This is a genomic window from Alcanivorax sp. S6407, assembly GCF_023016115.1.
In the GTDB taxonomy this organism is placed as follows: domain Bacteria; phylum Pseudomonadota; class Gammaproteobacteria; order Pseudomonadales; family Alcanivoracaceae; genus Alcanivorax.
Genome location: NZ_JALKBH010000002.1, coordinates 382,135 through 406,854 on the forward strand (window position 1 = coordinate 382,135; position 24,720 = coordinate 406,854).

The 24,720-nt window shown below is 58.7% G+C and carries 27 protein-coding genes; 8 read left to right on the forward strand and 19 right to left on the reverse strand.

The genetic code is table 11. The annotated features are described in order from the left end of the window. The first annotated feature begins 36 nt into the window (after positions 1-36). Positions 37-1,926: a hypothetical protein gene (locus MWU49_RS04930; protein WP_246968896.1), complete on the forward strand. Its 1,890-nt coding sequence runs from the start codon at positions 37-39 to the stop codon at positions 1,924-1,926. Here the strand turns inward: MWU49_RS04930 and trmH are convergent. Next, positions 1,898-2,581, reverse strand: coding sequence for a tRNA (guanosine(18)-2'-O)-methyltransferase TrmH (gene trmH, locus MWU49_RS04935; protein WP_246968898.1), 684 nt, complete (start codon positions 2,579-2,581; stop codon positions 1,898-1,900). The genes MWU49_RS04930 and trmH overlap by 29 nt on opposite strands. 181 nt (positions 2,582-2,762) lie before the next feature. On the opposite strand from trmH, the gene MWU49_RS04940 reads away from it, so the two are divergent. Both MWU49_RS04940 and MWU49_RS04945 read left to right on the forward strand, forming a co-directional pair. Beyond that, positions 2,763-3,971: a CaiB/BaiF CoA-transferase family protein gene (locus tag MWU49_RS04940; RefSeq protein ID WP_246968901.1), complete on the forward strand. Its 1,209-nt coding sequence runs from the start codon at positions 2,763-2,765 to the stop codon at positions 3,969-3,971. Positions 3,972-4,105: 134 nt separating this feature from the next. Continuing rightward, a complete protein-coding gene (locus MWU49_RS04945) occupies positions 4,106-4,279 on the forward strand; it encodes a hypothetical protein (protein WP_246968904.1) in 174 nt (57 codons plus the stop codon). On the opposite strand, the gene MWU49_RS04950 is transcribed toward MWU49_RS04945, so the two are convergent. Both MWU49_RS04950 and MWU49_RS04955 read right to left on the reverse strand, forming a co-directional pair. Further along, positions 4,276-4,716: a group III truncated hemoglobin gene (locus tag MWU49_RS04950; RefSeq protein ID WP_246968907.1), complete on the reverse strand. Its 441-nt coding sequence runs from the start codon at positions 4,714-4,716 to the stop codon at positions 4,276-4,278. The two genes, MWU49_RS04945 and MWU49_RS04950, sit on opposite strands and share 4 nt — an antisense overlap. 14 nt (positions 4,717-4,730) lie before the next feature. Then, a complete protein-coding gene (locus tag MWU49_RS04955; RefSeq protein WP_246968910.1) occupies positions 4,731-5,048 on the reverse strand; it encodes a DUF962 domain-containing protein in 318 nt (105 codons plus the stop codon). Between the two features lie 260 nt (positions 5,049-5,308). Here MWU49_RS04955 and MWU49_RS04960 point away from each other — a divergent pair, with 260 nt between their 5' ends. Continuing rightward, positions 5,309-6,541: a serine hydrolase domain-containing protein gene (locus tag MWU49_RS04960; RefSeq protein ID WP_246968912.1), complete on the forward strand. Its 1,233-nt coding sequence runs from the start codon at positions 5,309-5,311 to the stop codon at positions 6,539-6,541. 396 nt (positions 6,542-6,937) lie between these two features. Here MWU49_RS04960 and MWU49_RS04965 read toward each other — a convergent pair whose 3' ends face one another. The 7 genes from MWU49_RS04965 to xerD all read right to left on the reverse strand — a co-directional run bounded on the left by MWU49_RS04965 (position 6,938) and on the right by xerD (position 13,613). Then, positions 6,938-7,147, reverse strand: coding sequence for a DUF3565 domain-containing protein (locus tag MWU49_RS04965; RefSeq protein ID WP_246968914.1), 210 nt, complete (start codon positions 7,145-7,147; stop codon positions 6,938-6,940). A gap of 302 nt (positions 7,148-7,449) precedes the next feature. After that, positions 7,450-7,848: a globin gene (locus MWU49_RS04970; protein WP_246968916.1), complete on the reverse strand. Its 399-nt coding sequence runs from the start codon at positions 7,846-7,848 to the stop codon at positions 7,450-7,452. Between the two features lie 87 nt (positions 7,849-7,935). Next, a complete protein-coding gene (thrC, locus tag MWU49_RS04975; protein ID WP_246968918.1) occupies positions 7,936-9,018 on the reverse strand; it encodes a threonine synthase in 1,083 nt (360 codons plus the stop codon). 159 nt (positions 9,019-9,177) lie between these two features. Beyond that, positions 9,178-10,479 carry a homoserine dehydrogenase gene (locus tag MWU49_RS04980; protein WP_246968920.1) on the reverse strand — a complete coding sequence of 434 codons (1,302 nt, stop codon included), beginning with the start codon at positions 10,477-10,479 and terminating at the stop codon, positions 9,178-9,180. Between the two features lie 63 nt (positions 10,480-10,542). Continuing rightward, on the reverse strand, positions 10,543-11,733 hold the full coding sequence (alaC, locus tag MWU49_RS04985) for an alanine transaminase (protein ID WP_246968922.1): 1,191 nt from the start codon (positions 11,731-11,733) through the stop codon (positions 10,543-10,545). Between the two features lie 159 nt (positions 11,734-11,892). Then, positions 11,893-12,657 carry a DsbC family protein gene (locus MWU49_RS04990; RefSeq protein WP_246968924.1) on the reverse strand — a complete coding sequence of 255 codons (765 nt, stop codon included), beginning with the start codon at positions 12,655-12,657 and terminating at the stop codon, positions 11,893-11,895. Positions 12,658-12,704: 47 nt separating this feature from the next. Then, positions 12,705-13,613, reverse strand: coding sequence for a site-specific tyrosine recombinase XerD (gene xerD / locus MWU49_RS04995; protein WP_246968927.1), 909 nt, complete (start codon positions 13,611-13,613; stop codon positions 12,705-12,707). 131 nt (positions 13,614-13,744) lie between these two features. Here xerD and MWU49_RS05000 point away from each other — a divergent pair, with 131 nt between their 5' ends. Continuing rightward, positions 13,745-13,999 carry a GlsB/YeaQ/YmgE family stress response membrane protein gene (locus MWU49_RS05000; RefSeq protein ID WP_246968930.1) on the forward strand — a complete coding sequence of 85 codons (255 nt, stop codon included), beginning with the start codon at positions 13,745-13,747 and terminating at the stop codon, positions 13,997-13,999. Positions 14,000-14,484: 485 nt separating this feature from the next. On the opposite strand, the gene rplS is transcribed toward MWU49_RS05000, so the two are convergent. From rplS to ffh, 5 genes are all read right to left on the reverse strand, one after another. Further along, entirely contained in the window at positions 14,485-14,841 is a 357-nt protein-coding gene (gene rplS, locus MWU49_RS05005) for a 50S ribosomal protein L19 (protein WP_161319697.1), read from the reverse strand. A gap of 10 nt (positions 14,842-14,851) precedes the next feature. Next, positions 14,852-15,649 carry a tRNA (guanosine(37)-N1)-methyltransferase TrmD gene (gene trmD / locus MWU49_RS05010; protein WP_246968933.1) on the reverse strand — a complete coding sequence of 266 codons (798 nt, stop codon included), beginning with the start codon at positions 15,647-15,649 and terminating at the stop codon, positions 14,852-14,854. A gap of 1 nt (position 15,650) precedes the next feature. Then, a complete protein-coding gene (rimM, locus tag MWU49_RS05015; protein ID WP_246968936.1) occupies positions 15,651-16,190 on the reverse strand; it encodes a ribosome maturation factor RimM in 540 nt (179 codons plus the stop codon). After that, entirely contained in the window at positions 16,190-16,438 is a 249-nt protein-coding gene (gene rpsP / locus MWU49_RS05020) for a 30S ribosomal protein S16 (RefSeq protein WP_035230104.1), read from the reverse strand. The genes rimM and rpsP overlap by 1 nt, the downstream gene beginning before the upstream one ends. A gap of 538 nt (positions 16,439-16,976) precedes the next feature. Continuing rightward, complete coding sequence (gene ffh / locus MWU49_RS05025; protein WP_246968939.1) at positions 16,977-18,404, reverse strand: signal recognition particle protein; 1,428 nt, start codon at positions 18,402-18,404, stop codon at positions 16,977-16,979. Positions 18,405-18,619: 215 nt separating this feature from the next. On the opposite strand from ffh, the gene ccsA reads away from it, so the two are divergent. Then, positions 18,620-19,423 carry a cytochrome c biogenesis protein CcsA gene (gene ccsA, locus MWU49_RS05030; protein ID WP_246968942.1) on the forward strand — a complete coding sequence of 268 codons (804 nt, stop codon included), beginning with the start codon at positions 18,620-18,622 and terminating at the stop codon, positions 19,421-19,423. 232 nt (positions 19,424-19,655) lie between these two features. Beyond that, complete coding sequence (locus tag MWU49_RS05035; RefSeq protein WP_246968945.1) at positions 19,656-20,918, forward strand: HlyC/CorC family transporter; 1,263 nt, start codon at positions 19,656-19,658, stop codon at positions 20,916-20,918. Positions 20,919-21,517: 599 nt separating this feature from the next. Here MWU49_RS05035 and rssA read toward each other — a convergent pair. The 4 genes from rssA to MWU49_RS05055 are packed head-to-tail and all read right to left on the reverse strand — an operon-like array spanning position 21,518 to position 23,787. After that, complete coding sequence (gene rssA, locus MWU49_RS05040; protein WP_246968948.1) at positions 21,518-22,447, reverse strand: patatin-like phospholipase RssA; 930 nt, start codon at positions 22,445-22,447, stop codon at positions 21,518-21,520. A gap of 5 nt (positions 22,448-22,452) precedes the next feature. Then, complete coding sequence (locus MWU49_RS05045; protein ID WP_246968951.1) at positions 22,453-22,656, reverse strand: DUF1289 domain-containing protein; 204 nt, start codon at positions 22,654-22,656, stop codon at positions 22,453-22,455. Further along, on the reverse strand, positions 22,649-23,188 hold the full coding sequence (locus MWU49_RS05050; protein WP_246968954.1) for a gamma carbonic anhydrase family protein: 540 nt from the start codon (positions 23,186-23,188) through the stop codon (positions 22,649-22,651). The genes MWU49_RS05045 and MWU49_RS05050 overlap by 8 nt, the downstream gene beginning before the upstream one ends. 2 nt (positions 23,189-23,190) lie before the next feature. Next, positions 23,191-23,787: a CoA pyrophosphatase gene (locus MWU49_RS05055; protein ID WP_246968956.1), complete on the reverse strand. Its 597-nt coding sequence runs from the start codon at positions 23,785-23,787 to the stop codon at positions 23,191-23,193. A gap of 359 nt (positions 23,788-24,146) precedes the next feature. On the opposite strand from MWU49_RS05055, the gene MWU49_RS05060 reads away from it, so the two are divergent. After that, positions 24,147-24,680, forward strand: coding sequence for a hypothetical protein (locus MWU49_RS05060; RefSeq protein WP_246968959.1), 534 nt, complete (start codon positions 24,147-24,149; stop codon positions 24,678-24,680). Positions 24,681-24,720 lie beyond the last annotated feature (40 nt).

Below are 24,720 nucleotides of genomic sequence, written 5' to 3' on the forward strand. Positions count from 1 at the left end.
CGTCGCCTATCCAAAAACGTCGCAGAGAATAACAAAATGACCGCCAGACAGGCATGGGCTGGACTGATCACGCTACTGGTCAGCCTTGGCAGCCCCCTCCAGGCACGCGAGATCTGGACAGAGGGAGTGCCAGATGCCTATTTCCAGCATTTCCTTGAATTCTATAAAGCCGATCCCAGCGCCATGGGCCGGTGGGCCCCCGGGCTGAGCAAGATTTCCAGCGCCCAGCTGGACGCCACCATCAAGGCACTGGACACCACCCAGTTCACCTATCTTTATCCCATGGAGATGAAGGGGTTCGAGCTGCCCGGTCATCTTGGCATTCCCATTGAGGAACTGTCCGTCATGGCGGTTCGCGCCGGCAAATTCATTCCTGTCCCGTTCCAGATTGATGAATTCGACAAGACCGGTCTGATCTGGATCGAAGGGGAAAATGATCATCCACCGGAAGGCAAACCCGGCATCTTCGACGATTTTGACGAACTGGTTTTCATGTTCCGCGATGGCGGAAATGCCCGCTATTCCGCAAGTCAGCATCCACTCGAAAGCGGTGAAGTCCTGCAGGAAATTCGCCTCGAATCACCCCGCAACCAACCCCGCTATGTTTATCTGGTGCGCAACAACCCGGAACGCTCCCGGGCGGATTATGTCAGCGCCGATCTGGACGCTGGCCATGTGCAAAGCACCCTGATGGATCTGGATTACGAACCGGATGATTTTACCCAGATCCATTCCATGGCACCGCGCCTGGGGCCCCATCAGGACACCAGCGTCTTCGACAATATCTACGTGAACATCAGCACCGGCATTCTCAACCAGAAGCTGCGTGTTGACCTGGATACCCGCAAAAACATCAAGGCCACGCCGATTGCCGTCAAGGATGGCCCGGTGCGTGTCTCCATGCTGGTGAAAGCCCGCATCTGGTATGCCTTCATGCCGACGTTTTTCAGCCAGAAATTCCAGGTGGATTTCTACGAACAGTCCGTCACCATTCCTTCCCGCTTTGCCATCGGCAGCGTCAAGGTGCTGAAATTTTTCGTCATGTTCTTGCGTGAACCGCGCATTCACTTCGCCATTGATTTCCACAACCTGGAAGGCGCCCGCGTCAGCTTTCAGTCCGTGTACGGGCAACAGGAGTACGGTGTGGTAGACGGAAAAATGAGTGCATTCGAACAGAGAATGAATGCCACCCGGCTACCGGGAGACTGGCTGCACATGGATTCCAACCAGGGCTGGGAAATGTTTTTCAGCAACCATATGCCGGTGGTGCCCGAGGGCCTGTTTGATGCCTTCCTGGATGGGGTCAACATGAACATGTTCTATGAAGATGATGCCAGCAGCACCACCGAGTACGAGCGCTACCCCGGCGCTACCCCTCGACTGGGTTTCCAGAGCAGCGGGCTGCCGCGCACGGTGATTGATCTGATGGGGGCTATTCCCAAACTGGACTACGCCAATATGAACAGCCTGGGTGAAGCCATCGTGGCACTGGCAGCCGCGGAGGATGAAGGTGCGTTCAAAAAGTACGATGAGGTGGTGCACAAGCGGCTGGTGGCATTGAACAATGAAGGACGCTTTACCACCGTACCTGCACTGGCAGATGCCTTCATTGCGGATCTGGACCGGATGAATTTTTCCGGCATCCCCCGGGAGACCTTCAACAAGCTGATCCATCAGGCCATCATCGACACCACCGATCGCCCCGACCGGATTCACCACGGCAAGGTATTACAGCGCGTGGTGACACTGGCAAAGGCACAGGGCATCGATATTACCCGGCTGCGGTACGCCACCATGGATAACACCCTGTGGTTTCCGGCCTGGGTGGGAGAAGGCGGCGCCAGCGATTTTCACTGGCAGGTCAGCCATGCCCCCAAGGCAAAGCCGACCCCAGCACTCAGTCGCTCTTCTGCAGCAGCGCCGTGAGGGCGGCGCTGTCCTTGACCTGACCCTCTTCGTCAAGCTCCGGATACGGCACACCGTGGGCATCACACAAACGGGCAATCTTTTCGTGGCCCCAGCGGAACAGCAGTTCCTGGTAACGGGCAGGATCCAGCTGCGGCTGCTCATAGAAGCCCTTGGCGCGACGCTGCTCACAGGCCTCGGAAAGAATGATGGCGGCAGCCACACTCACGTTGAATGACTCCACCATGCCCATCATCGGAATGATCACATGCTGGTCCACTGCCGCGGCAGCTTCATCACTGACCCCGAATTTTTCGGTACCCAGCAACAATGCGGTGGGCTTGCTGTAATCCACTTCCCGGTAGGGAATCGCCGTGTCCGACAGATGTGCTGCCAGCACCTGGACGCCCTGCCCTTGCAGTTCACGAATCACCGGCGTGCTGTCTTCGTGTTTGTGCACCTTGACCCAGCGCTGGGAGCCCATGGCGGTACCCGCCGCCACCCTGGCCCGGTTTTTGGGCAGAATGGCATGCACATCCAGAATCCCCACCGCATCGCAGGTACGCACGATGGCAGCAATATTGTGGGGTTTGTGCACCCCATCCATGATTACGGTCAGATCAGGCTGACGGCGATCCAGGGTCTCACAGATGCGGCGATAACGTTCCGGGGTCATGGCATTTCCTCAAGGCTGGCGGCGGATTGTATAGGGGCCATGAAAATAGTGCCAACCACTAGCCTGGGCCCAGCCATGACCCTATCCATAGGGATTTTCGACAGAAAACGTCACTGCCAGCAGCGGGCACAATCCGCTAGGCTCTTGGCAGCGTAAACAAGGTACATACAACGGAGACATCATGAGCCACACCTCATCCCGCCGACTGCCCCTGGAAGGTATCCGGGTCGTCGAACTCGGCCAACTGCTGGCAGGCCCCTTCACCGGCACCCTGCTGGCCTATTTCGGTGCAGATGTGGTGAAGGTGGAACCCCCCGGCGGTGATCCCATTCGCGGCTGGCGCAAGCTGGATGAGGATGGCACCTCATTCTGGTGGCGCAGCTTGGGGCGCAACAAGAAATCCGTGACCCTGGATCTGAAAACCGATGAGGGCAAGGCGCTGGTGCGCAAGCTGATGGCCAAGGCCGATGTGGTGATCGAAAACTTCCGTCCTGGCACCATGGAAAACTGGGGCCTGGGGCCTGACAGCTTTGCCGAAGACAATCCCGGGCTGGTCTATACCCGCATCTCCGGCTACGGCCAGACCGGCCCCTACGCCAGCAAGCCCGGCTATGCCTCCGTGTGTGAAGGCATTGGCGGCCTGCGCTATGTGAACGGCTTCCCCGACGAACGTCCGGTGCGCCCCAACCTGTCCCTGGGCGATACCATTGCCGGCCTGCACGCCGCGCTGGGCATCCTGCTCGCCCTGTTCGAGCGTCAGTCCAGCAAGCAAGGCCAGGTGGTGGATGTGGCCCTGTTCGAGTCGGTGTTCAATCTGCTGGAAGGGGTGATCCCGGAATTTGATGGCGCTGGCGTGATCCGCGAGCCTTCCGGCTCCACCGTCACCGGCATCGTACCCACCAACACCTACCGCTGCGCTGATCGCAAGTTTGTGGTCATCGGCGGCAATGGCGACTCTATCTTCAAACGGCTGATGACCGCTGCCGGGCGCCCCGACATGGCCGAGGATCCGGCCATGGCCAGCAATGCCGGCCGGGTGGAAAACGAAGCTGCCATTGATGAAGCCCTGGACAGCTGGTGCCGCAGCCTGCCCAGTGAGCAGGTACTCGCTATCCTGGAAGAGGCACGGGTCCCGTCCGGACCGATCTACTCGGTGGCCGACATGATGCAGGACCCGCATTTCCAGGCCCGCGGGCTGTTCCAGCAGGTGGAAATCAACGGCAAACCCCTGAAGATCCCCGCCATCACTCCGCGCCTGGCCGACACTCCCGGAGAAACCCGCTGGCCCGGTGGTGAGGTGGGCAGCCACAATGCCGCCATCCTGCGTGACGAACTGGGCCTCAGCGAAGACGAATTCAACACCCTGCAGGCGCAGGGGATCATTGGATAAGACGCTGGATGCCTGACGCCTGATGCCCGACGCCAAAACACTGCTGCCGCTTGTCAGCACAGGCGGCAGATCATTGACCAGCCAGTCAGGCAGCGTTAAAAAGACACAAAGAGAGAAGCGACAAGGACAAAAACATGCAGCTCTTGATGTGGATTACTGTCATCGCGGTGGCCGCGGGTCTGCTCGGCGCAGGCCTTTACTTCCAGTTACGCCGTCAGGCCCTGCAATCCGACCCGGTACTGATTCGCAGCTGCTATCTGGGTGGCAGCGCCCTGCTGCTTGGCAACTGGCTGGTGCCGATGATCTAGCCTACCCGTGAGCGGCGGGTCTGCAGCTGCAGGTAAAGATTATCCATGATGCGCGCCGCCAGGCGGCGGGCCCGATCCGTATTGGGGCCGGCAAAGCGCCCTTCCAGATTGGCCATGAAATGGCCCAGCCAACGCTCGTGATGGGCGCCAGTCAAAGGCAGCTTGTCATCCAGCGCACGATGTTTCTCCATCATGTGCCGCTGATAAGCCCTGTCCCCCAGCAGCATCTTGTGCCAGTACTGGCAGATGATCGGCAGATGCTTGTTGAGATCGATCCCCGCCACCTCGAAGAATACCGGTGCCATCACCGGATCCTCCAGCAAGCGACGATAGAAACCATGAACCATGGCATCAATATTCGCCTTGCTGTCCAGATCCGGCAAATCGGCCGACGATTCCCTGGCCTGGCCCGGAACGAAAATTTCTACTGCGGTCATCGACAATCCACTACCTACCAGGCGATACGGCCTGTAAGGATGTCCTTGAACATCACAAAATCACCAGCAAGGCTGTACCAGGGGTGCTTGAAGGTGGCCGGGCGATTCTTCTCGAAGAAGAAGTGTCCCACCCAGGCAAAGCCATAGCCAACGATGGGCAACAGAATCAGCCCGGACAGAGTGCCGGTGTAAATCACGCCCAGTAGAATGGCCAACACCCCCAGAGTGCCGAAGAAATGCAGCCGACGGCAGGTAGGGTTGCCATGTTCCTGCAGGTAATAGGGGTAAAACTCGGCAAAGCTCTGGAAATCGGACTGTTTGATGGTGGTCACGGTTACCTCCTGCGTGAACGACGCACGTTGCGGTTGTTGTTTTATCCGGATTGTCCCGGTTCCGTAACGGCAAAACTTGTAGCCACAGGCTGAGTGTAACCCATGGCCGCTTGCCCGTTGGGCCATCCGGATTGTGATTTTGCGTCAGGCGGATGGCTCGCATGACCATTGCAGGGGCCGACGGGCCATGCAAAATAGCTGACCGCAGCCGATACACTGTGTTTTACCGGTGCACTTTCGTCGACTTTTCAGAGGTTTAAATGGCTCTTCGTCCCCGTGTCAGTCGCCTGATCAGCAAGCAGGCCAACCGTATTCCCCGCAGCCTGGACAGCCTGATCCGGCAAGGTGAAGAAGCCCCGCTGGAAAAGACCGGCATGGCCTCCGCACAGGTGGAAGCCATCTGGCGCGCGACCCGCAAGCTCTACCGTGGAGGCATGAGCCCGGCCATGAGCCTGTGCCTGCGTCGTCATGGCGAGATCATGATCAACCGCAGCATCGGCTTCGCCGACCCGGAAAGTCAGCGCATCATGACCCCGGATACCCCGGTATGCCTGTTCTCTGCCTCCAAGGTAGTGGCTGCCATGATGATTCATCACCTGGTGGAAACCGGGCAGCTGGATCTGGATGATCCGGTCACTCGTTATCTGCCCAAGTACGGCCAGAACGGCAAGGGCCGCACCACCATCCGGCACCTGCTCACTCACCAGGCCGGCATCCCGCGCCCCCAGGAGCCGGTGTCAGCGGACGTGCTGTTCCGCCCCGAGGAAATCTTCGACATTCTCTGTGCCGCCAAACCCACCACCCTGAATACCCAGGCCTACCATGCGGTCACCGCCGGCTTTATTATCGGCCGGGTGGTGGAAGCGGTCACCGGGGAAGATCTCAATGCCACCCTGGACAGGGTGGTGAGAAAGCCCATGGGAATGAAGTATTTCACCTTCGGTAGCACCGGCCCGGAACGGGCCATGGATGTTTCCACCGGGGTCCCTTTCAAGGTGGTGGATCTGTTCCTCAACCATGCGGTGGGCGGCACCATCGATGAAGTGGTCGACGTCTCCAACGATAACCGCTTCCAGGATGTCATCGTGCCGGCCGGCAACCTGTATGCCACCGCCGAAGAAGCCAGCCGCTTCTTCCAGATGCTACTCAATAACGGTGAATACAACGGCCAGCAGATCTTCAAGCCGGAAACCGTGGCACGGGCACTGGAACCCGCCTGGCACCGCCCCCGCTTCGACCGCAGCCTGATGCTGCCGCTGAACTTCTCCAATGGCTTCATGCTCGGCAACCGCGGCATGGGCATGTTCGGCCCCGGCGCGCCGAAGGCGTTTGGCCACCTGGGCTTTATCAGCATCTACTGCTGGGCCGACCCGCAACGGGATCTGAGCGGCGCCCTGTTGACCACCGGCAAGGGCGTCATCGGCCCCCACCTGCCGTCCCTGTTCAGCCTGCAGCACACCATTAACAAGCATACGAGGTTGCGGAACGCCTGACGCCTGACGCCTGACGCCTGACGCCTGACGCCTGACGCCTGACGCCTGACGCCTGACGCCTGACGCCTGACGCCTGACGCCTGACGCCTGACGCAAAAAGGCCCGCCCGGTAACCCGGGCGGGCCTTTTTGCGTCGGTAAAACCCCCGCTACAACCCGCTGTAGGAGCTTGCCTGCAAGCGATCCGAGCCCTGGCGAGGTAAAAGACGAGAGGCGAGTTTCTAAAGGCAAAAACAGAAGCATGGGGAGAGATTTGGAGTTCGATCTTCGAGATGTGCTTCTGGAATCCCTACCTCGCTTAGGCTCGGATCGCCTGCAGGCAAGCTCCTACAGCGGGGTATAGCAAGTATTTGGGTTTGCTTCAGGGGTTTAGCGTCAGGCATCCAGCGTCTGGCGTTCATCCAGGCACCGGCATCCCCCGCTGGCACTGGGTACAGGTGACCACCATATCCAGATGCTGGAGCCGACCTTCAGCGGTAGTGACCCAGGGGCGATTGATAAAGGGGGGTTGGTGACGGACGTGCTGGCGATGGCCACAGGACAATTCCATCACCCAATCGCCGCCCTCATCCTGGCGGAAGCCGTTGACGGTAACCTGGTTTGTCATGGCATCTCTCCGTAATTCACCCACTCCCTCATCATGATCCCTGACAGCCCAGGAATCCAAGAAAGTCAGCCTCAAGCTACAACCTACAACGCGGGCAAGGCCTGTGCGGGTCTGACCCTGAGCCCGCGAGCCCAAGTCATGGACGCGGGCACGGCACAGCTCTCACAGAGGCATCAAGTCGCGTTTTAGCTTGTAGCTTGAGGCTAGCTCTCTCGCGCGAATCAACAGACAAGGATAAGCTCCGAGCGGCTCCAGAGGGAGGGAGGATACGGTCGTCCCTGACCGGAAATCACAGTGAGGAATCAGTAGGCGCCGCGGATCTTGTCGATGCTGGGTTGCAGCACGGTGCGCCAGTGACGACCCAGATCATCACTGTGCTGCTTGTCATGTTTGGCCACGGTTTCCAGCAGAGCTTCCAGCCAATACTCATAGAGATAAGGCTGGATGTTGTAACCCTCGCGGTTATGGGTCTTGCCCAGATGGGCCAGCTTGTTGTCCGAGGCACCTCGAGCCACCATGATCAACCACATGATCCCGGCCCGCAGCAAGCGGCGCTGCTCGTCCATGTCGGTGTTGACAAAGACACTGCGCACTTCATCGCTCTTGCCCTGAAAAATGCGATAGAAATCTTCGAAGAAATGCTCGGATGCGCAGCATCTCCCATAGCTCTGAAACACAGCGTCAGAGGGTTGTAGTTCCACTGTTGTAGTCTCCTGAGACAAAAAAACGGGCCGGTAATAACCGGCCCGCTCCTTGGGGGTTAACGTCCTTTTTGAGCGAACGTTTTGTTATTCCATATTGGACAGGATGGCGCCTTTCACCGCCTCCAGTTCCGCATCGATAGTCACCATGCGGCTGTCCTGACACTGCGCGATGGCGGTATCCGGATCCTTCAGGCCGTTACCGGTCAGGGTGCAGACGATGGTAGACCCTTCCGGAATCTTGCCGCTCAGGATGTCGCGCATGGCGCCACCCAGAGAGGCCGCGGAAGCGGGCTCACAGAATACGCCTTCTTTCTCGGCGAGCATCTTCTGGGCCGCCAGGATTTCCTTGTCGGTCAGTTCATCGAACCAGCCACCGGAGTCCTTCTGCAGGGCCCAGGCCTTGTCCCAGGACTGCGGGTTACCGATACGGATAGCGGTTGCCACGGTCTCGGGATCTGCCACCGGGCCGCCACGCATGAACGGTGCAGCGCCTTCAGCCTGATAACCGACCATCTTCGGCGCAGAGTTCACCACACCGGCTTTCTTGTATTCGCTGTAGCCCATCCAGTGAGCGGTGATATTGCCCGCGTTACCCACAGGCAGACAGTGGAAATCCGGGGCACGGCCCAGCTCTTCCACGATTTCGAAGGCAGCAGACTTCTGGCCCTGCAAACGATAGGGGTTCACCGAGTTCACGATGGTTACCGGCGCCTTCTCAGCCACCTGCTTGACCAGCTCCATGCCCTGATCGAAGTTGCCACGGATCTGCATGATCACGGCACCGTACATCATTGCCTGGGCCAGCTTACCCATGGCGATCTTGCCTTCCGGGATCAGCACGAATGCGGTGATGCCGGCACGGGCAGCATAGGCAGCCGCCGCAGCGGAAGTATTACCGGTGGAGGCACAGATGATGGCATTGCTGCCCTCTTCCACGGCCTTGGTCACCGCCATGGTCATGCCGCGGTCCTTGAAGGAACCGGTGGGGTTCAGGCCTTCGTATTTGACGTAGATATCCACGTCCTTGCCCAGCATCCTGGGGATGTTCTTCAGGCGGATCAGCGGGGTGTTACCTTCACCCAGGCTGATGATCGGCGTGTCATCATTCACCGGCAGGTGGTCGCGGTAACGGTTGATCAGGCCGGTGTAACGGTCACGAAAAGGCATGGGTTTGGTCTCTGCTTCTGATGCACAGCCTCTAAGCCAGGCTCTGCTGTTCTCGAAAGTGTGTGTTCTTGTCAGCCAGCCTGACGCCGGATGCCCGAGGCTGGACGCCAGGACGGCGCATTCTACCGCGTCAGGCGTCTGGCGTCAGGCCTCTGGCGTTTAGGCGTCCAGCGTCTCTACCCGGATGCGCATTATATCGCTATCCACGGTGTCCAGGGCAGCGATCTTGTTCAACGCGGCGTTCATGTCGCCCTCGCGGACCTGGTGAGTCATCATCACGATGGGCACCAGCCCCTGATCCACTTCCCGCTGAACCAGCGCATCAATGCTGACATTATTGTCGCTGAGGATCCGGGTGATGTCCGCCAGCACCCCGGCCTTGTCCTGTACGTGCAGGCGCAGGTAGAAGCTGCAGGCCACATCGTCGATGGTCAGGATCGGGTCGTCAGACATGTGGTCGGTGTGGAAGCCCAGATAAGGCACCCGCTCTTCATGATCCACGGTCAGGGCACGGCCCAGCTCGATGATATCCGCCACCACCGCAGACGCGGTGGGCTCGGCACCGGCGCCGGCACCGTAGAACATGGTCGGGCCCACGGCATCACCGTGGATCATTACTGCGTTCATCACGCCATTCACGGCGGACAGCATGGTTTCTTTCGGAATCAGAGTCGGGTGCACGCGCAGCTCGATGCCGTTACCGGTGTCCTTGGCGATGCCCAGGTGCTTGATGCGATAGCCGAAGTGCGCCGCACTGGCCACGTCTTCGATGGTGATACGGCTGATCCCCTCGGTATAGACCTTGGAGAACTGCAGCGGAATACCAAAGGCAATGGAGGCCAGGATGGTCAGCTTGTGGGCCGCATCAATGCCTTCCACATCGAAGGTGGGATCGGCTTCGGCATAGCCCAGCTTCTGGGCTTCATCCAGCACATCGGAAAAGGCGCGTGCCCCTTCTTCCATCTCGGTGAGAATGAAATTGCCGGTACCGTTGATGATGCCCGCCAGCCAGTTCACGTGGTTGGCCGCCAGACCTTCGCCCAGGGATTTCAGAATCGGAATACCGCCGGCCACGGAAGCTTCGAACGCCACATCCACGCCATTGGCTTCTGCCGCCTGGAAGATCTCGTTGCCATGCTCGGCAATCAGCGCCTTGTTGGCGGTGACAATATGCTTGCCGTTCTTGATGGCGGTGAGCACCAGCTCACGGGCGGTATCGATACCACCGATCAGCTCCACCAGGATATCGATGTCCGGGTCGGAGGCCACCGCAAAAATATCACGGGAAACGCGAATACCGCTGATGTCACAGTCCGGATGGTCGCGACGGGCACCAATATGGGTAATCTCGATCGGGCGCCCCACACGACGGGCAATATCCCGTGCGTTGCGCTTCAGCACGTTAACGGTGCCCGAGCCCACAGTGCCCAGACCTGCAATACCCACCTTCACTGGATCCACAGCGTTTCCTCGTTTCATTGCATGTAATTCAATCGACCGGCAGCCGCTCAGGCGGCCACCGCATCAGCCCAGCAGACCATCGTCGCGGAACATCTTCTTGATGCCGCGGATCGCCTGCCGGGTGCGTTGTTCATTTTCAATCAGGCCAAAGCGCACATGATCATCGCCATATTCACCAAAACCGACGCCTGGGGAGACTGCCACACCAGCATCAGTGAGGAGCTTCTTGGAGAACTCCAGTGAGCCCATGGCCCTGTAGGGCTCCGGGATTTCCGCCCACACGAACATAGTGGCGCGCGGCCGCTCTACCTGCCAGCCAATCTCGGCGAGGCCATCTACCAGCACATCCCGGCGCTTGCGATACATCTCGCAGATCTCGCCGACACAGCTCTGATCCCCTTCCAGCGCCGCAATGGCCGCCACCTGAATCGGCGTAAAGGTGCCGTAATCCAGATAGGACTTGATCCGCGCCAGCGCATTGATCAGTTCCGGGTTGCCGCAGCAGAACCCCACCCGCCAGCCGGGCATATTGTAACTCTTTGACAGGGAAAAGAATTCCACTGCCACATCCTTGGCCCCTTCCACTTCGAGAATGGACGGTGCCTTGTAGCCGTCAAACACGATGTCGGCATAGGCAATATCATGCACCACCCAGATCTGGTGCTCGCGGGCAATAGCCACCACCTTCTCGAAGAACTCCAGCTCGACACACTGGCCGGTGGGGTTACCGGGGAAGTTCAGCACCAGCATCTTCGGCTTGGGCCAGGATTCCTTGATGGCGCGCTCCAGCTCCACAAAGAAATCCACCCCTTTCACCATGGGCACGTGGCGGATATCCGCATTGGAGATCACGAAACCGTAGGGGTGAATCGGGTAGCTGGGGTTGGGCACCAGCACAGTATCCCCGGGCCCCATCGTCGCCAGCGCCAGGTGGGCCAGGCCTTCCTTGGAACCGATGGTGACAATGGCCTCGGATTCCGGATCCAGATCCACATTGTAGCGGCGCTGATACCAGTCAGTGATCGCCTTGCGCAGTCGCGGAATGCCGCGGGACTGGGAATAACGATGGGTATCGCCGCGCTGTACCGTCTCGGTCAGCTTGTCCACGATATGCTTCGGAGTGGGCTGATCCGGGTTGCCCATACCGAAATCGATGATGTCCTCACCCCGCGCTCGCGCAGCCTTCTTCAGTTCTCCAACGATATTGAAGACATAGGGAGGCAAACGACGAATTCGCTGGAAATCGGTTTCCACGACAGCACCTTGGACGAGACCTGAATCTGTGAACCAGGTCGGAGTGAAAATAAGGCGGACACATTAACGGGGCGGCCGGTCGCAGTCAATGTAGAAGGCCCGCCAGCCGGCGGTTTCACGCTGACTGGCGGGCCCTGGAAGAGAGATTTTACGCGGCTTTTAGTCGAGGCGGTCCATCAGCTGGTCAGGGCTCACATAGCCACCCAGCTGCTTGCCGTCGGTGGTATAGATGGCCGGCGTGCCGCGCACACCGAACTTCAGCCCCAGACCATACTGTGCATCCACCGGCTTGGCACAATCACCCAGCTCCGCTTCGCTGATCTGGTCATTGAGCTTGGCATCCGTAAGCGCCTTGGCCGGGTCTTCAGCACACCAGATATGGCGCATGGCCTCGGCAGACTTGGCGGCAGGGCCACCACGGGGGAAGGCCAGATAATGCACGGTGACACCTTCCTCGTTGTATTCCTCGATATGACGGTGCAACTTGCGGCAATAACCACAGGTAATGTCAGTAAACACATAGATCTCGTGCTTCTGGTCTTCCGCCGGATAAGTGATCATCTGGGACAGATCCAGCTTGGAAATCCCTTCCATGCGCACCTGCTCAAGGCGCTGTTCGGCGGGATCAATCACTTCGCCGTCCTTGATCTGCAGCAGATTCCCCACCAGCACATAGCCGCCATCATTGCTGACATAGACGGTGTCACGGCCCTGCACTTCCACCTCTACCACACCGGCGATGGGAGAAGGACGTACCGCAGAAATCTTGATGCCATCAAAGGCCTCTTCCATCACTTCACGGATCTTGCCCTCATTGGCAACCGGCTCTGCGTTGTTGACTGCTGCCGCTGTCGCGGTTTCCCCGGTTTCTGCCCCACAGGCGGTGACCAGCCCCATCAGGGCGAATACAAACCATTTTTTCATTCTGTCGTTACTCCTTCATGTTCCCTGATTAGAACCCCGCTGGCCGATCAGGTTCCCGAGCGCGGGTGATGTTTCTGGTATAGATCCTGTAAGCGCTGCTGCGCCACATGGGTGTAAATCTGGGTGGTGGAAAGGTCGCTGTGCCCCAACAACAGCTGCACCACGCGCAAGTCCGCGCCATGATTCAATAAATGTGTGGCAAACGCATGGCGCAGTGTATGAGGTGACAGGCTTTTTTGCACCCCTGCCACTGTGGCCATTTGCTTGATGCGGTGCCAAAAGGTCTGCCGAGTCATGCAGGTACCACGCTGACTGGGAAACAACAGCTCCTGATCGTTGCCGAGTAGCAGCGGCCGCCCCTCGCGCAGGTAGCGCACCAGCCAGTGCAAAGCCTCTTCGCCCAACGGCACCAGGCGCTCCTTGTCTCCTTTGCCGATCACCCGTACCAGCCCCTGACGGGGGTTGATCTGACTCTGGGTCAGGGTGACCAGTTCGGTGACCCGCAAGCCGGTGGCATAGAGCACTTCCAGCATGGCTCGGTCACGCAGGCCCAGCGGGGTATCCAGATCCGGCGCATTGAGCAGCGCCTCCACATCGGCCTCGGTCAGCGTCTTGGGCAAAGGACGGCCGGTTTTCGGCCGTTCGATCAGCAATGCCGGGTCTTCGGCGATACGCCCCTCCCGCTTGAGCCAGCGGTAGAACCCCTTGATCGCCGACAACTGTCGAGCGGACGAACTGGCTGCCAGCCCCTGTGAAAACCGATACGCCAGATAGTCTTGCAGGTCGGCCCGCTGGCAAGTCAATAATCTGCCAGACTGCGACTGCAGCCACGCAGACAGCTGATGCAGATCCCGCCGGTAATTGCTCAGACTGTGCTCACTCAGCCCCTTTTCCAGCCACTGCTGATCCAGCCAGGCATCAATAAGGCGAGCATGTTCATCACTAATTGCTGTCATTCACAACCTTATGCATCCGGTACCCCCTTTTACCAAATATTACCCCCATACCGACATAACCGAACGACAAACGCCGCCGATTCTGGCATCTATGACCTGAAGACAATGATTGAAATAGCAAGGAGAGACAAATGGGCATTCTGTCCTGGATCGTTTTCGGCCTGATCGCAGGCATCGTGGCCAAATGGATCATGCCGGGCAAGGATCCCGGCGGCTTTATCGTCACCATCCTGCTCGGCATCGCCGGCGCCTTTGTGGGCGGCTGGCTGGGCTCGATCACCGGTATCGGCGGCTCCGTGGGCAGCTTCAGCCTGGGCAGCTTCGTCACCGCCATCGTCGGCGCGCTGGTGCTGTTATGGGGCTATCGGATGTTGAAGAAGGCATGAAGCGCCTGACGCCTGACGCCTGACGCAAAAAGGCCCGCCCGGCAACCCGGGCGGGCCTTTTTTGCGTCGGTAAAACACTCTCGATAGCCCGCTGTAGGAGAGCCAACTTGTTGGCCGAAAAGCTCTCCGCTGGCATGGTCCCTGTAGAATAACCACCCGCCTTCTGCCAACCAGTTGGCTCTCGTACATATTCGAGATGCGCCTCTGGAATCCTTACCTCGCTCAGGCTCGGATCGCTTGCAGGCAAGCTCCTACAGCGGCATTCGTGGAATGCAGAAGTCCGGGTGCGCTCCCGGGTTTGCGTGTTGCATGAAGCATGTTGCGTGTTGCAGCCGCAGAGCGGCCCACAAAAAAGCCGCCTCCCGAAAGGAAGCGGCTTTTTTGTTGGAGCTTTTGGTCTGCCCGTCCAGAGGTTGATTCCGCATGCCCTACAGCAAAGGCTGAACCAACATTCGCCCTCGGCAGACCCGACGAGTCCGTCAGTCTTAACGAATCTTTTCTTTGATTCGAGCGGACTTACCAGAGCGGTCACGCAGGTAGTAGAGCTTGGCGCGGCTCACGTCACCACGACGAACGACTTCAATGGAGTCGATCAGCGGGCTGTGCAGCTGAAATACACGCTCAACGCCCACACCGTGGGAGATCTTGCGCACGGTGAACGCAGAGTTCAGACCGCGGTTACGACGGGCAATAACAACGCCCTGGAACGCCTGCAGACGCTCACGGGTACCTTCTTTCACCTTTACCTGTACGGTAACGGTGTCACCGGCGCCGAATTCCGGCAGGTCGGCTTTCAGCTGGGCATTTTCGATGCCCTGGATGATCAGGTTCTTGCCGCTCATGGCAATGCTCCTATTCGTTCGGTTTTGCTGTATGCGACGGCTGCTCGGCGATGAACTCATCCAGCAGCTGTTGCTCTTCTTTGCTCAAACCCCGCGCCCGGCGGCGTTCCAGCAGGTCGGGACGCTGTTGCCAGGTCCGTCCCAGCGCCTGCTTGAGGCGCCAGCGGCGAATCAACTCGTGATTGCCACTCAGCAGTACCGGCGGCACTGCCTGTCCGTTGTACACCTCCGGGCGGGTGTAGTGCGGACAATCCAGCAGGTTTTCGAATTCGCCTGAAAACGAATCCTGCTCAGCGGAATCCTGGTGACCCAGCACTCCGGGAATCAGTCGGCTGACCGCATCGATCAGCACCAGCGCCGGCAGCTCGCCGCCGCTGAGGACGTAGTCACCGATGGAGAGCTGTTCATCCACCTCGGCTTCAAGCAAACGCTCATCTACGCCTTCATAGCGCCCCGCCAATAACACCAGGCCGGGCTGCTGTGCCAACGCCTCAGCTTTCGCCTGGGTCAGCGGCTGCCCCTGGGGGGACAGATAAATCACAGTGGCTGCCGGGTTGGCAGCGCGGGCAGACTGCAGTGCTTTCGCCAGCGGGTCCACCTTCATCACCATGCCGGGGCCACCACCAAAGGGGCGATCATCCACGGTGCGGTGACGATCTTCGGTGAAATCCCGTGGATTCACGGTTTCCACCTGCAGCTGGCCATTTTCCACTGCCCGCCGCGTCACGCCGAAGTCGGTAATCGCCCTGGCCATCTCTGGAAACAGGGTTACCAGAGTCACCGTGTACGGCGTCGAATCCGTCGTCATGCTAAAAGTCCGGGTCCCAGTCTACCGTCATGTGGCCATCGGCCAGATTCACATCGGTAACAACGTCGTCCGGCAGCCAGGGAATCAACCGCTCACGGCGATCCAGGCTGTTGCTGTCACCACGCACCACGAGTACATCGTTGGCACCGGTTTCCAGCATTTTCACGACCTTGCCCAGGTCTGCGCCGTCTTTTTCAAAGACCCGCAGCCCGATCAGATCACGCCAGTAATATTCACCACCGCCAGACTGTGGCAGCAGGTCACGGGGTATCCCGATTTCCTGCCCCACCAGCGCCGCCGCCATGTTCCGGTCGGTGATACCTTCCAGTTGTGCGATCAGGCCCTTGCCCTGGGGACGGAAGCCGGTGACTTTCACCGGCTTCCACTGGCCACCTTGCTTGAGATGCCAGGGCTGGTAGTGCTGGATGTTGTCGCGGGGGTCAGTATCGGAAAAAACCTTTACCCACCCCTGCACGCCGTGCACCCCGAGGATGCGGCCAACAACCTCCAGCTCAGAGGACGGCTGCCCTCCAGTGGTCATCAGGCTTCCTTACGGGCCTGCTTAACCAGGGTCTTGACGCGGTCAGACAGCTGAGCACCTTTACCAACCCAGGCGTCCAGGCTTTCCAGGTTCAGCTTCAGAGGGATTTCACCGCCACGGGCGATGGGGTTGTAGAAACCCAGTTGCTCGATGAAACGACCATCACGGGCGTTACGGCTATCGGCAACAACAATGCTGTAGAACGGGCGCTTCTTGGAACCGCCGCGAGCGAGACGAATAATTACCATGGTTTATCTACCTGTTTATCAATCCGGTTTCCCGGCCGCCTGCCGAGGAGGGCATAGCGAGCCATCGTATCCGCTTGAAAGCCAACCCCCGAATCCATAGAAAACTGGGAAAGGCCGCGAAGGGCGCGGATTATACAGGCAGAAGATCTGCACAACAAGCATTTAGCCACTAAAACGCTTCGGGGCACCTGTAGGAGCGGTCGTTCGACCGCGATCCGAGCCCAAGCGAGGAAATGAGTTTCGAAAGGCAAAGATCCAAGCCTCGCGCCCGGCTACCGGTTTTGGATTTTCGAAACTCGGTACTCGAAACTCGCTTCTGGAATCCATACCTCGCCAAGGCTCGGATCGCTTGCAGGCATACCCTAACGAGCACGAGAGCTCCTACAGAACCATATCCTCTCTCTGTGTGCTCCGTGAACACTGTGGTGAAAGTGCCTTTGAATAAGGTCTTATCACCCACCCCAAACGCAGCGCGGGCAGAGAGGTTTCCACCTGCCCTGCCCGCGTGTTGCATGATGCGTGTCGCGTGAAGCGTCAATCACATCGGCGGCATACCGCCACCCATGCCGCCCGGGGGCATACCGCCACCCGGACCACCGGTACCGCCAGGGCCACCGTTTCCGCCCATCATGCCTTCCAGGCCACGCATCATGTTCTTCATGCCACCCTTGGTACGCATCTTCTTCATCATCTTGGCCATCATCTTCTGCTGTTTCATGAGGCGGTTCAGATCCTGAATCTCCAGCCCGGCGCCCATGGCAATGCGCTTCTTGCGCGAGCCCTTGATGATGTCCGGGTTACGGCGCTCCTTGATGGTCATGGAGTCGATCAACGCTTCCATGTGCTTCATCTGCTTCATGGCCGCCGGATCCTGAGCCGCCTGCATCATGCCACCCATGCCAGGCAACTTGTCGAGCAGGCCAGCCATGCCGCCCATGTTGCGCATCTGCTGGAACTGGTCCTTGAGATCCTCGAAGTCCATCGCCTTGCCTTTCTTGAACTTCTTGGCGATCTTCTCGGCTTTCTTCTTGTCCAGCTTGCGCTCGGCTTCTTCCACCAGGGAGAGCACGTCGCCCATGCCGAGGATTCGGCTGGCGATACGATCCGGGTGGAAAGGCTCCAGGGCGTCGGTCTTCTCGCCCATACCGATAAACTTGATCGGCTTGCCGGTGAGCTGGCGAACGGACAGGGCCGCACCACCGCGGGAGTCACCGTCGGCCTTGGTCAGGATCACACCGGTGAGCGGCAACGCCTCGTTGAAGGCCTGGGCGGTGTTGGCCGCATCCTGACCGGTCATGGCATCGACCACGAACAGGGTCTCCACCGGGCTGATGGCCCCGTGCAGCCGCTTGATCTCGCTCATCATGTCTTCGTCGACATGGAGACGACCGGCGGTATCGACGATCAGCACATCCATATAACGGCGACGGGCTTCATCCAGGGCCGCATTGGCGATATCCACCGGATCCTGGTCACCGGTGGACGGGAAGAAGTTGGTTTCCACTTCCCCGGCCAGGGTTTTCAGCTGCTCGATGGCCGCCGGACGGTAAACGTCGGCGGACACCACCATGACCTTCTTCTTCTCACGCTCCTGAAGGAAACGGGCCAGCTTGGCCACAGAGGTGGTTTTACCGGCACCCTGCAGACCGGCCATGAGGATAATGGCCGGCGGCTTGGTCGCCAGGTCCAGGGCGTCGTTGGCGTCGCCCATGGTGTGAACCAGCTCGTCGTTGACGATCTTGACGAACGCCTGGCCCGGGTTGAGGCTTTGCAGCACTTCCTGACCCAAGGCCTTTTCCTTGACCTGCTCGACAAACTCTTTCACCACCGGCAAGGCCACGTCGGCCTCCAGCAGCGCCTTGCGTACTTCACGCAGGGTGTCGCGAATATTGTCTTCGGTCAGCGATCCCTGACCTGCCAGGTTTTTAAGCGACGATCCCAACCGGTCGGTGAGATTCTCGAACATGGTGTTACCTCCAAATCCTCTTGTCTGCCCACAGCTCACGCTGTGGCAGTGACAGGGGCGCGATTATAGCCCTCATTGACGCCCAACGTCATGGGGCCAGACCAAACCCGCCTGCAAAATGAGAATGATTGTTGATAGTCAACTTGTGCCTATGCCAGACTTCTGCGAATTGCCCGGCAATTTCGTGGCCGGCTACTGGATGGATATCAACACCCATGACGCTTACCGTGATCAGTGGCATTGCCGCCTTCGCGCTTTACACTCTGGCCAGCCTGATTGTCTTTTCCCAATTTCGCGGGCAAAGCCAGCCTTCCCGGCAATCCATCCTGATTCCCGGCTCCCTGGCCCTGCTTGCCCATGTGGTTAGCCTGTGGGGCACCATGGTCACACCCAATGGCCTGCATCTCGGCCTGTTTGCCGTCGCCTCCACCGTCGGAGCAACCTGCGTGCTTGCCGTGCTGGCATCCTGCCTGCTGCGCCCCTTTGAATGGATCAACGCCATCGCCTATCCCTTCGCTGCACTGACAATCCCCTGCATGCTGCTGGACACCCCCGGAGACAGCGTTCAGCCCCTGGCGCACGGTCTGGGCACCCATGTGCTCTTTTCCATCCTTGCTTATTCGGTACTGGCCATTGCTGCCGCCCAGGCGGTGATGGTGCGCATTCAGGATCATCAGCTCAAGGAAGGCCATATTCGCGGCATCATGCGCCTGTTCCCGCCGGTGCAGGTGATGGAAACCATGCTGTTCGAGGCCATCTGGGTGGGCGAAATCCTGCTCACCATTGCCATTGCCACGGGCTTTTTCTACCTGGACAACCTGTTCGCCCAGCACCTGGTACACAAGACCGTACTGACCCTGATTGCCTGGGTGGTATTCGCCATCCTGCTGGCCGGCCGCCACCTGCGCGGCTGGCGCGGCCGCACCGCCATCCGCTTCACTCTCAGCGGGTTCGGGGTGCTGCTGGTGGGCTTCTTCGGGAGCCAACTGGTGCTGGAGTTCATCCTGCACCGCAATTAATAATGAATAGTGAATAATTAATAACGCCGCGTTCAGCGCCGTTATCAGTCTCCAACGTTGAGGCCGCGTCCAGATTCCGAACGCGGCCTCAACGCTTGCAGAACAAGGCAACCCCCGCTCGCGCAGCTATTAATTATTCATTATTAACTATTAACTGATCACCCCCTCCTTGACACCCCTCTCCCCTACCCCGAACAATATCCACCCAACTGGCGGATAAACGACATTTCCCTTGGATACCTTCTCTGACGGGTGGCTGATTAGCGCCCTGGTCTTTCTGGTTCTTGGCTCAGCCTTCTTCTCCAGCAGTGAAACCGGCATGGTGGCCATCAACCGCTACCGCCTGCGCCATCTGGCCCGGCAGGGACACAAGGCAGCCGCCCGGGTGGAAGCCCTGCTCAAGCGCACTGACCGGCTGCTGTCGGTGATCCTGATCGGCAACAACTTCGTCAACAACTTCGCCGCCACCGTGGCCGCCATTCTGGCCATTCGCTGGCTGGGTGACAGCGGCGCTGCCGTGGCGCCCGTGGTGATCACCATCATCATGCTGGTGTTTGCCGAGATCACCCCCAAGACCTTTGCCGCCATGCGCCCGGAGCGGGTGGCCTTCCCGGCCAGCCTGGCGCTGAAGCCCCTGCAGACCCTGCTCGCCCCACTGGTGTGGCTGGTCAACGGCATCAGCAACATTCTGCTGCGGCTGGGCGGCATCAACGCCAATGAGCAAGGCGATGATCATCTCAGCCCGGAAGAACTACGCACCGTGGTGAACGAGGCCGGCGGCCTGATTCCGGAAAACCACCAGAAGATGCTGCTCAATATCCTCGATCTGGAAACCGTCACCGTGGAAGACATCATGGTGCCGCGCAACGAGATGGTAGGCATCGATCTGGAGGATGACATGCACGACATCCTCACCACCCTGCGCGCCAGCCAGCATACCCGGCTGCCGGTCTACAACGGCGATCCCAACCACATGATCGGCCTGCTGCACCTGCGCAAGCTGAGCCGCCTGCTGCTCAAGGAAGAGATCAACAAGGCCGAGCTGATGCAGTACACGGTGGAGCCCTATTTCGTCCCGGAAGCCACCTCCCTGCACCAGCAGCTGATCAACTTCCAGAACGCCAAGCGCCGTATCGGTATCGTCGTCGATGAGTACGGGGATGTGCTGGGTCTGGTGACCCTGGAAGATATCCTTGAAGAAATTGTCGGTGAATTCACCACCGACCTGGCCGCCACCAGCCAGGACATTCATCCCCAGGAAGACGGCACCTACGTCATCGACGGCTCCAGCACCCTGCGCGACATCAACCGCACCCTGCAATGGGACCTCCCCACCGACGGCCCGAAAACCCTCAACGGCCTGATCCTCGAATACCTGCAAGACATCCCCGACGCCAACATCTCGGTACAGATCTTCGACTACCAGATCGAAATCCTGCAGGTGAAAGACAATATGGTGAAGGCAGCCAAAATGAGAAGGGCAGTGAACAGTTAACAGTGAATAGTGAACAGCGGCGCGTTCACGTTCGCTGGTTGGCTGAAAGCGAAGAGGCCGCGCCCTTAACCGGGTGCGGCCTTCTCGTTTGGGGCGAGTAGCTTTTCGTGGAGGATGGCTTCAGAAGCGTTTTCAGCTGCCTCTTTGAAGAGCTTCATTATTAACACGAGAAATCACCCCATATGCTACAACTCGTGAACCCTCATGCACTGTAAATTTGAAGCCCGAGTATAACCGACCATGCAGATATTCTGGCGCCATGAACCATAATCTTGATCTGGCCGCATGTCCGGGTTCGACGCTATCACAGCCAATAAATTCATGTTTAGCAACATTCAGAGTATCAGGAAGGCCGAAATCGTGGTCCACCCTGTAGCCCTGCCACGCTGGCCGGGATTTCCCGCCATCTTCCGTACAGATAAAGTTTAGCTCTACGTCAAGGTCATGTACGCGCATGGGCTTATGCACCTAAAAGCCAGGTTCACTGCCATTGATTTTCAAACCTTCATACCCGCACTCAAAGTTGGTCGCGGACAGACACCCCGAAAAGCAGAACACACTCCGCTCGCGCACTGTTCACTATTCACTGTTAACTGCCCTCAAACCCTGTCCGCCACTGCCGACCCCACCCAGCCACGAATATCCGCCTCATGACGCTTCACCAGCGCCCGGCCTTCTTCGATGGCCTCCTTGGCGCGGTGGAAGTCCATCAGGGCGAAGTCTTCCAGCAGAGGCACCAGGGTCACTTCCGGCGGGTCACCGGCCATGCGCGAGCGGGTGATGCGGTCCTGCATGATATTGATGCTGGAGGCGACCACGTCGAAGAAGCCAGGATCTTCCCCTTCTTCCGTGGAAAAGTAGTTCATCACCTTGTGCCAGATGCTGCGTTCCTCGTCCGAGCCCTCTTCCCCTTCCACCTGGGAGCGAGCATCACGGGCCAGATGGCCGCCCACGAGCTGGGCATTGAGGTTGACCGCAATCACGATGTCCGCACCCATGGCGCGGGCGGCAGACACCGGCACCGGGTTGACCAGGCCACCGTCCAGCATCCAGCGCCCTTGCAGGTTAAACGGTGAAAACAACCCGGGTAACGCACAGGATGCCCGTGCGGCATCCAGCATCGGGCCTTTGGTAATCCAGATTTCACGGCCGGTCTTCATGTCGGTTGCCACCGTGACCAGCTTTTTATCCAGCTTCTCGATCTCCGGGTTTTCGTGATGCTCGCGAAAGAAACCGAACAGTTTTTCGCCTTTCACCACGCCGCCGGAAAAGCTGATATCCAGCAGCCCAACCACATCCTTGACGGTGAGATTCATTACCCATTCGGCAAACGGCTTGAGCGTCCCTGTCACATAGGCACCACCCACGATAGCGCCAACCGAGGTACCCGCCACCACCTGGGGCTCAATGCCCATTTCTTCCAGCGCCTGGATAACACCAATATGAGCCCAGCCACGGGCCGAGCCACTGCCCAGCGCCAGCCCGACCACCGGTTTGCCGCCACTCTGGGTAAGATTGCCGTTGCTCATGGATGTCACTTCCTGCTTCTGACCACACAGGGAGCAGGCTCCCCGTTCATACGCTGTTCGATACGGCGAAAGACCTCGTCTTTCTCCTCATCGGTCAACAGCCCCCAGATGGAAATCTCGCCACCTGAACGAAAACAGCCGACACAGATGTCGTTTTCATCCAGTGCGCAAATAGACACGCAGGGCGACACACGCTGGCGATCAGTCATGATGGAATCGTTCGTCCACTTGCAGATGCTCGCTGAATTCCTTGGCATGGGCCACGTAATGCATGCTGCTCATGGTCAGCATGGCCTTGTGGCCATCGGTAATTTCCTTGACCACCTTGGCCGGGGAGCCCATTACCAGGGAGTTGTCCGGTATTTTCATGCCTTCCGGCACCAGCGAATTGGCGCCGATGATGCAATTCTTGCCAACGACCGCCTTGTTCAGTACCACCGCATTGATACCAATCAGGCTGTTGTCGCCAATGGTACAGCCATGCAGCATGACCTTGTGACCCACGGTCACGTCACGGCCGATTTTCATGGGCACACCGGGGTCCACATGTAGCACGGCACCGTCCTGGATGTTGGTATTTTCACCAATCTCGATCAGGTCGTTATCGGCGCGCAGCACGGCGTTAAACCAGATGCTGCTGTTGCTCTCCATCACCACCGAGCCAATCACAGTGGCGTTGTCGGCAATCCAGTGTCCACTGCCGCGCTGTTCCAGCTGACGGCTGCCAATCTTGTAAATCATGATTATTGTTCCCTGTCTGCCGGCCAGTGGGAGACATCAAACTCGATACCGGCATCGTAAACGTGATTGATCAGGTCCAGGATCATGAAGGCCGTAAGCCCCCAGATCCTCTTGTCTTCGAAGTAATAGCTGGGAATGCGGAAGCGCCGCCCGAAGAAGTCGATCGGGCTGGATAATTCCGGCGTCTCTTCCAGAAAGAATTTCAGCGGCACCTGGAAAATGGTTTCGATTTCTCCGGGCTCTGCCTGCAACTCTGCATCAGGATGCACAATCCCCACAAAGGGTGTCACCTTCATGCCATAGCGCGAGGCAATGGGGGAAAGCTGGCCCAGCACATCCACATAGTCACGGCTCAGACCCACCTCTTCCTCGGTTTCCCGCAAGGCGGTCATCAGCAGGTTCTTGTCCCCCGGATCCCGCTTCCCTCCGGGAAAGGCCACTTCTCCGGCATGAGTCGGCATGGAACTGGAACGCACGGTGAGAATCACCCGGGGCTCATGGCTATCCACCAGCGGCATCAATACCGCCGCCTCTGGCAGTGCCAGGGGCAACTCTGTGCGTTGGTAATCAGGCAATCGCTGCCTGAGCAAGTCGAGCACAACACTCTCCAGAACCGAGGATTCAAACGGTAGTTTGAACAGCTACAGCCGCCGCGGCAAGTCTCCCGGTAATCGGATTTCTTCCGCTGGTCCCGTCGCCGCCTTTGGCATCGCCCCCACCTATTAGCCAATTTCCTACACCGGAGGAATGAGTCCGCTGAAATCGCATTTCCGCCTGTATAAAAGCGCCAACGCTCACGTCATGTTCACGCAGAGCACGAGCAACCGGTTCTTGAATGAAATTGGCTACACCTGCGACTTAGTTCACAAAAAAAAATTCGACACCCAGGGTGAATTTCATCCCCCTGCCAATCGCGCAAGACTCAATCCGCGAGAACACATTTGACCAGGGACGGTTTATGAATAATGGGCTCACAAGAGGCCCCGGGATCATCGCATGCCTGCTGCTGGCAACGGCCCTGCAGGCTCATGCTGGCGACCTCTCTCTTTTTGATGAAATCCCGCTGAACAACAGCGCGGACATTTCCCAGACCGGGTCGGATCTGGCTGCCTACGTTTCCCAAGCCGGCAGCAATGCCGCCACCGTCACCCAGACCGGCGACTATCATCAAAGCCGCCTCTACCAGAATGGACTGGGTAACCAGGCCGACATCATCCAGCAAGGCACCGGACAACAGGCCGATATCAACCAGCTTGGCTGGGAGAACCTGGCGGTAGTCGCCCAGTACGGCACCGGCAACATCGTCACCATCGACCAGAACGGCGCGTTCAATACCACCACCATCGAACAGCTTGGCGAATACAACATCGCCGAAGTAGCGCAATACGGAATTGGAAACCATGCCGCCATTTCACAACGCGGCACGGCCAACAGTGTTTCGGTTTCCCAGTACGGGGCCGGAATGTACGTCTCCATTCAACAATGGGACTGATTTTGCACCACTTTAAATTTGCCTAAATCACGATGAAACA

Coding starts and splice junctions, on each gene's coding strand:
- MWU49_RS04930 (WP_246968896.1), top strand. CDS start 37: ATGACCGCCAGACAGGCATGGGCTGGACTGATCACGCTACTGGTCAGC.
- trmH (WP_246968898.1), bottom strand. CDS start 2,581: ATGACCCCGGAACGTTATCGCCGCATCTGTGAGACCCTGGATCGCCGT.
- MWU49_RS04940 (WP_246968901.1), top strand. CDS start 2,763: ATGAGCCACACCTCATCCCGCCGACTGCCCCTGGAAGGTATCCGGGTC.
- MWU49_RS04945 (WP_246968904.1), top strand. CDS start 4,106: ATGCAGCTCTTGATGTGGATTACTGTCATCGCGGTGGCCGCGGGTCTG.
- MWU49_RS04950 (WP_246968907.1), bottom strand. CDS start 4,716: ATGACCGCAGTAGAAATTTTCGTTCCGGGCCAGGCCAGGGAATCGTCG.
- MWU49_RS04960 (WP_246968912.1), top strand. CDS start 5,309: ATGGCTCTTCGTCCCCGTGTCAGTCGCCTGATCAGCAAGCAGGCCAAC.
- MWU49_RS04965 (WP_246968914.1), bottom strand. CDS start 7,147: ATGACAAACCAGGTTACCGTCAACGGCTTCCGCCAGGATGAGGGCGGC.
- thrC (WP_246968918.1), bottom strand. CDS start 9,018: ATGCCTTTTCGTGACCGTTACACCGGCCTGATCAACCGTTACCGCGAC.
- MWU49_RS04990 (WP_246968924.1), bottom strand. CDS start 12,657: ATGAAAAAATGGTTTGTATTCGCCCTGATGGGGCTGGTCACCGCCTGT.
- xerD (WP_246968927.1), bottom strand. CDS start 13,613: ATGACAGCAATTAGTGATGAACATGCTCGCCTTATTGATGCCTGGCTG.
- MWU49_RS05000 (WP_246968930.1), top strand. CDS start 13,745: ATGGGCATTCTGTCCTGGATCGTTTTCGGCCTGATCGCAGGCATCGTG.
- rplS (WP_161319697.1), bottom strand. CDS start 14,841: ATGAGCGGCAAGAACCTGATCATCCAGGGCATCGAAAATGCCCAGCTG.
- trmD (WP_246968933.1), bottom strand. CDS start 15,649: ATGACGACGGATTCGACGCCGTACACGGTGACTCTGGTAACCCTGTTT.
- rimM (WP_246968936.1), bottom strand. CDS start 16,190: ATGACCACTGGAGGGCAGCCGTCCTCTGAGCTGGAGGTTGTTGGCCGC.
- rpsP (WP_035230104.1), bottom strand. CDS start 16,438: ATGGTAATTATTCGTCTCGCTCGCGGCGGTTCCAAGAAGCGCCCGTTC.
- ffh (WP_246968939.1), bottom strand. CDS start 18,404: ATGTTCGAGAATCTCACCGACCGGTTGGGATCGTCGCTTAAAAACCTG.
- ccsA (WP_246968942.1), top strand. CDS start 18,620: ATGACGCTTACCGTGATCAGTGGCATTGCCGCCTTCGCGCTTTACACT.
- rssA (WP_246968948.1), bottom strand. CDS start 22,447: ATGAGCAACGGCAATCTTACCCAGAGTGGCGGCAAACCGGTGGTCGGG.
- MWU49_RS05045 (WP_246968951.1), bottom strand. CDS start 22,656: ATGACTGATCGCCAGCGTGTGTCGCCCTGCGTGTCTATTTGCGCACTG.
- MWU49_RS05050 (WP_246968954.1), bottom strand. CDS start 23,188: ATGATTTACAAGATTGGCAGCCGTCAGCTGGAACAGCGCGGCAGTGGA.
- MWU49_RS05060 (WP_246968959.1), top strand. CDS start 24,147: ATGAATAATGGGCTCACAAGAGGCCCCGGGATCATCGCATGCCTGCTG.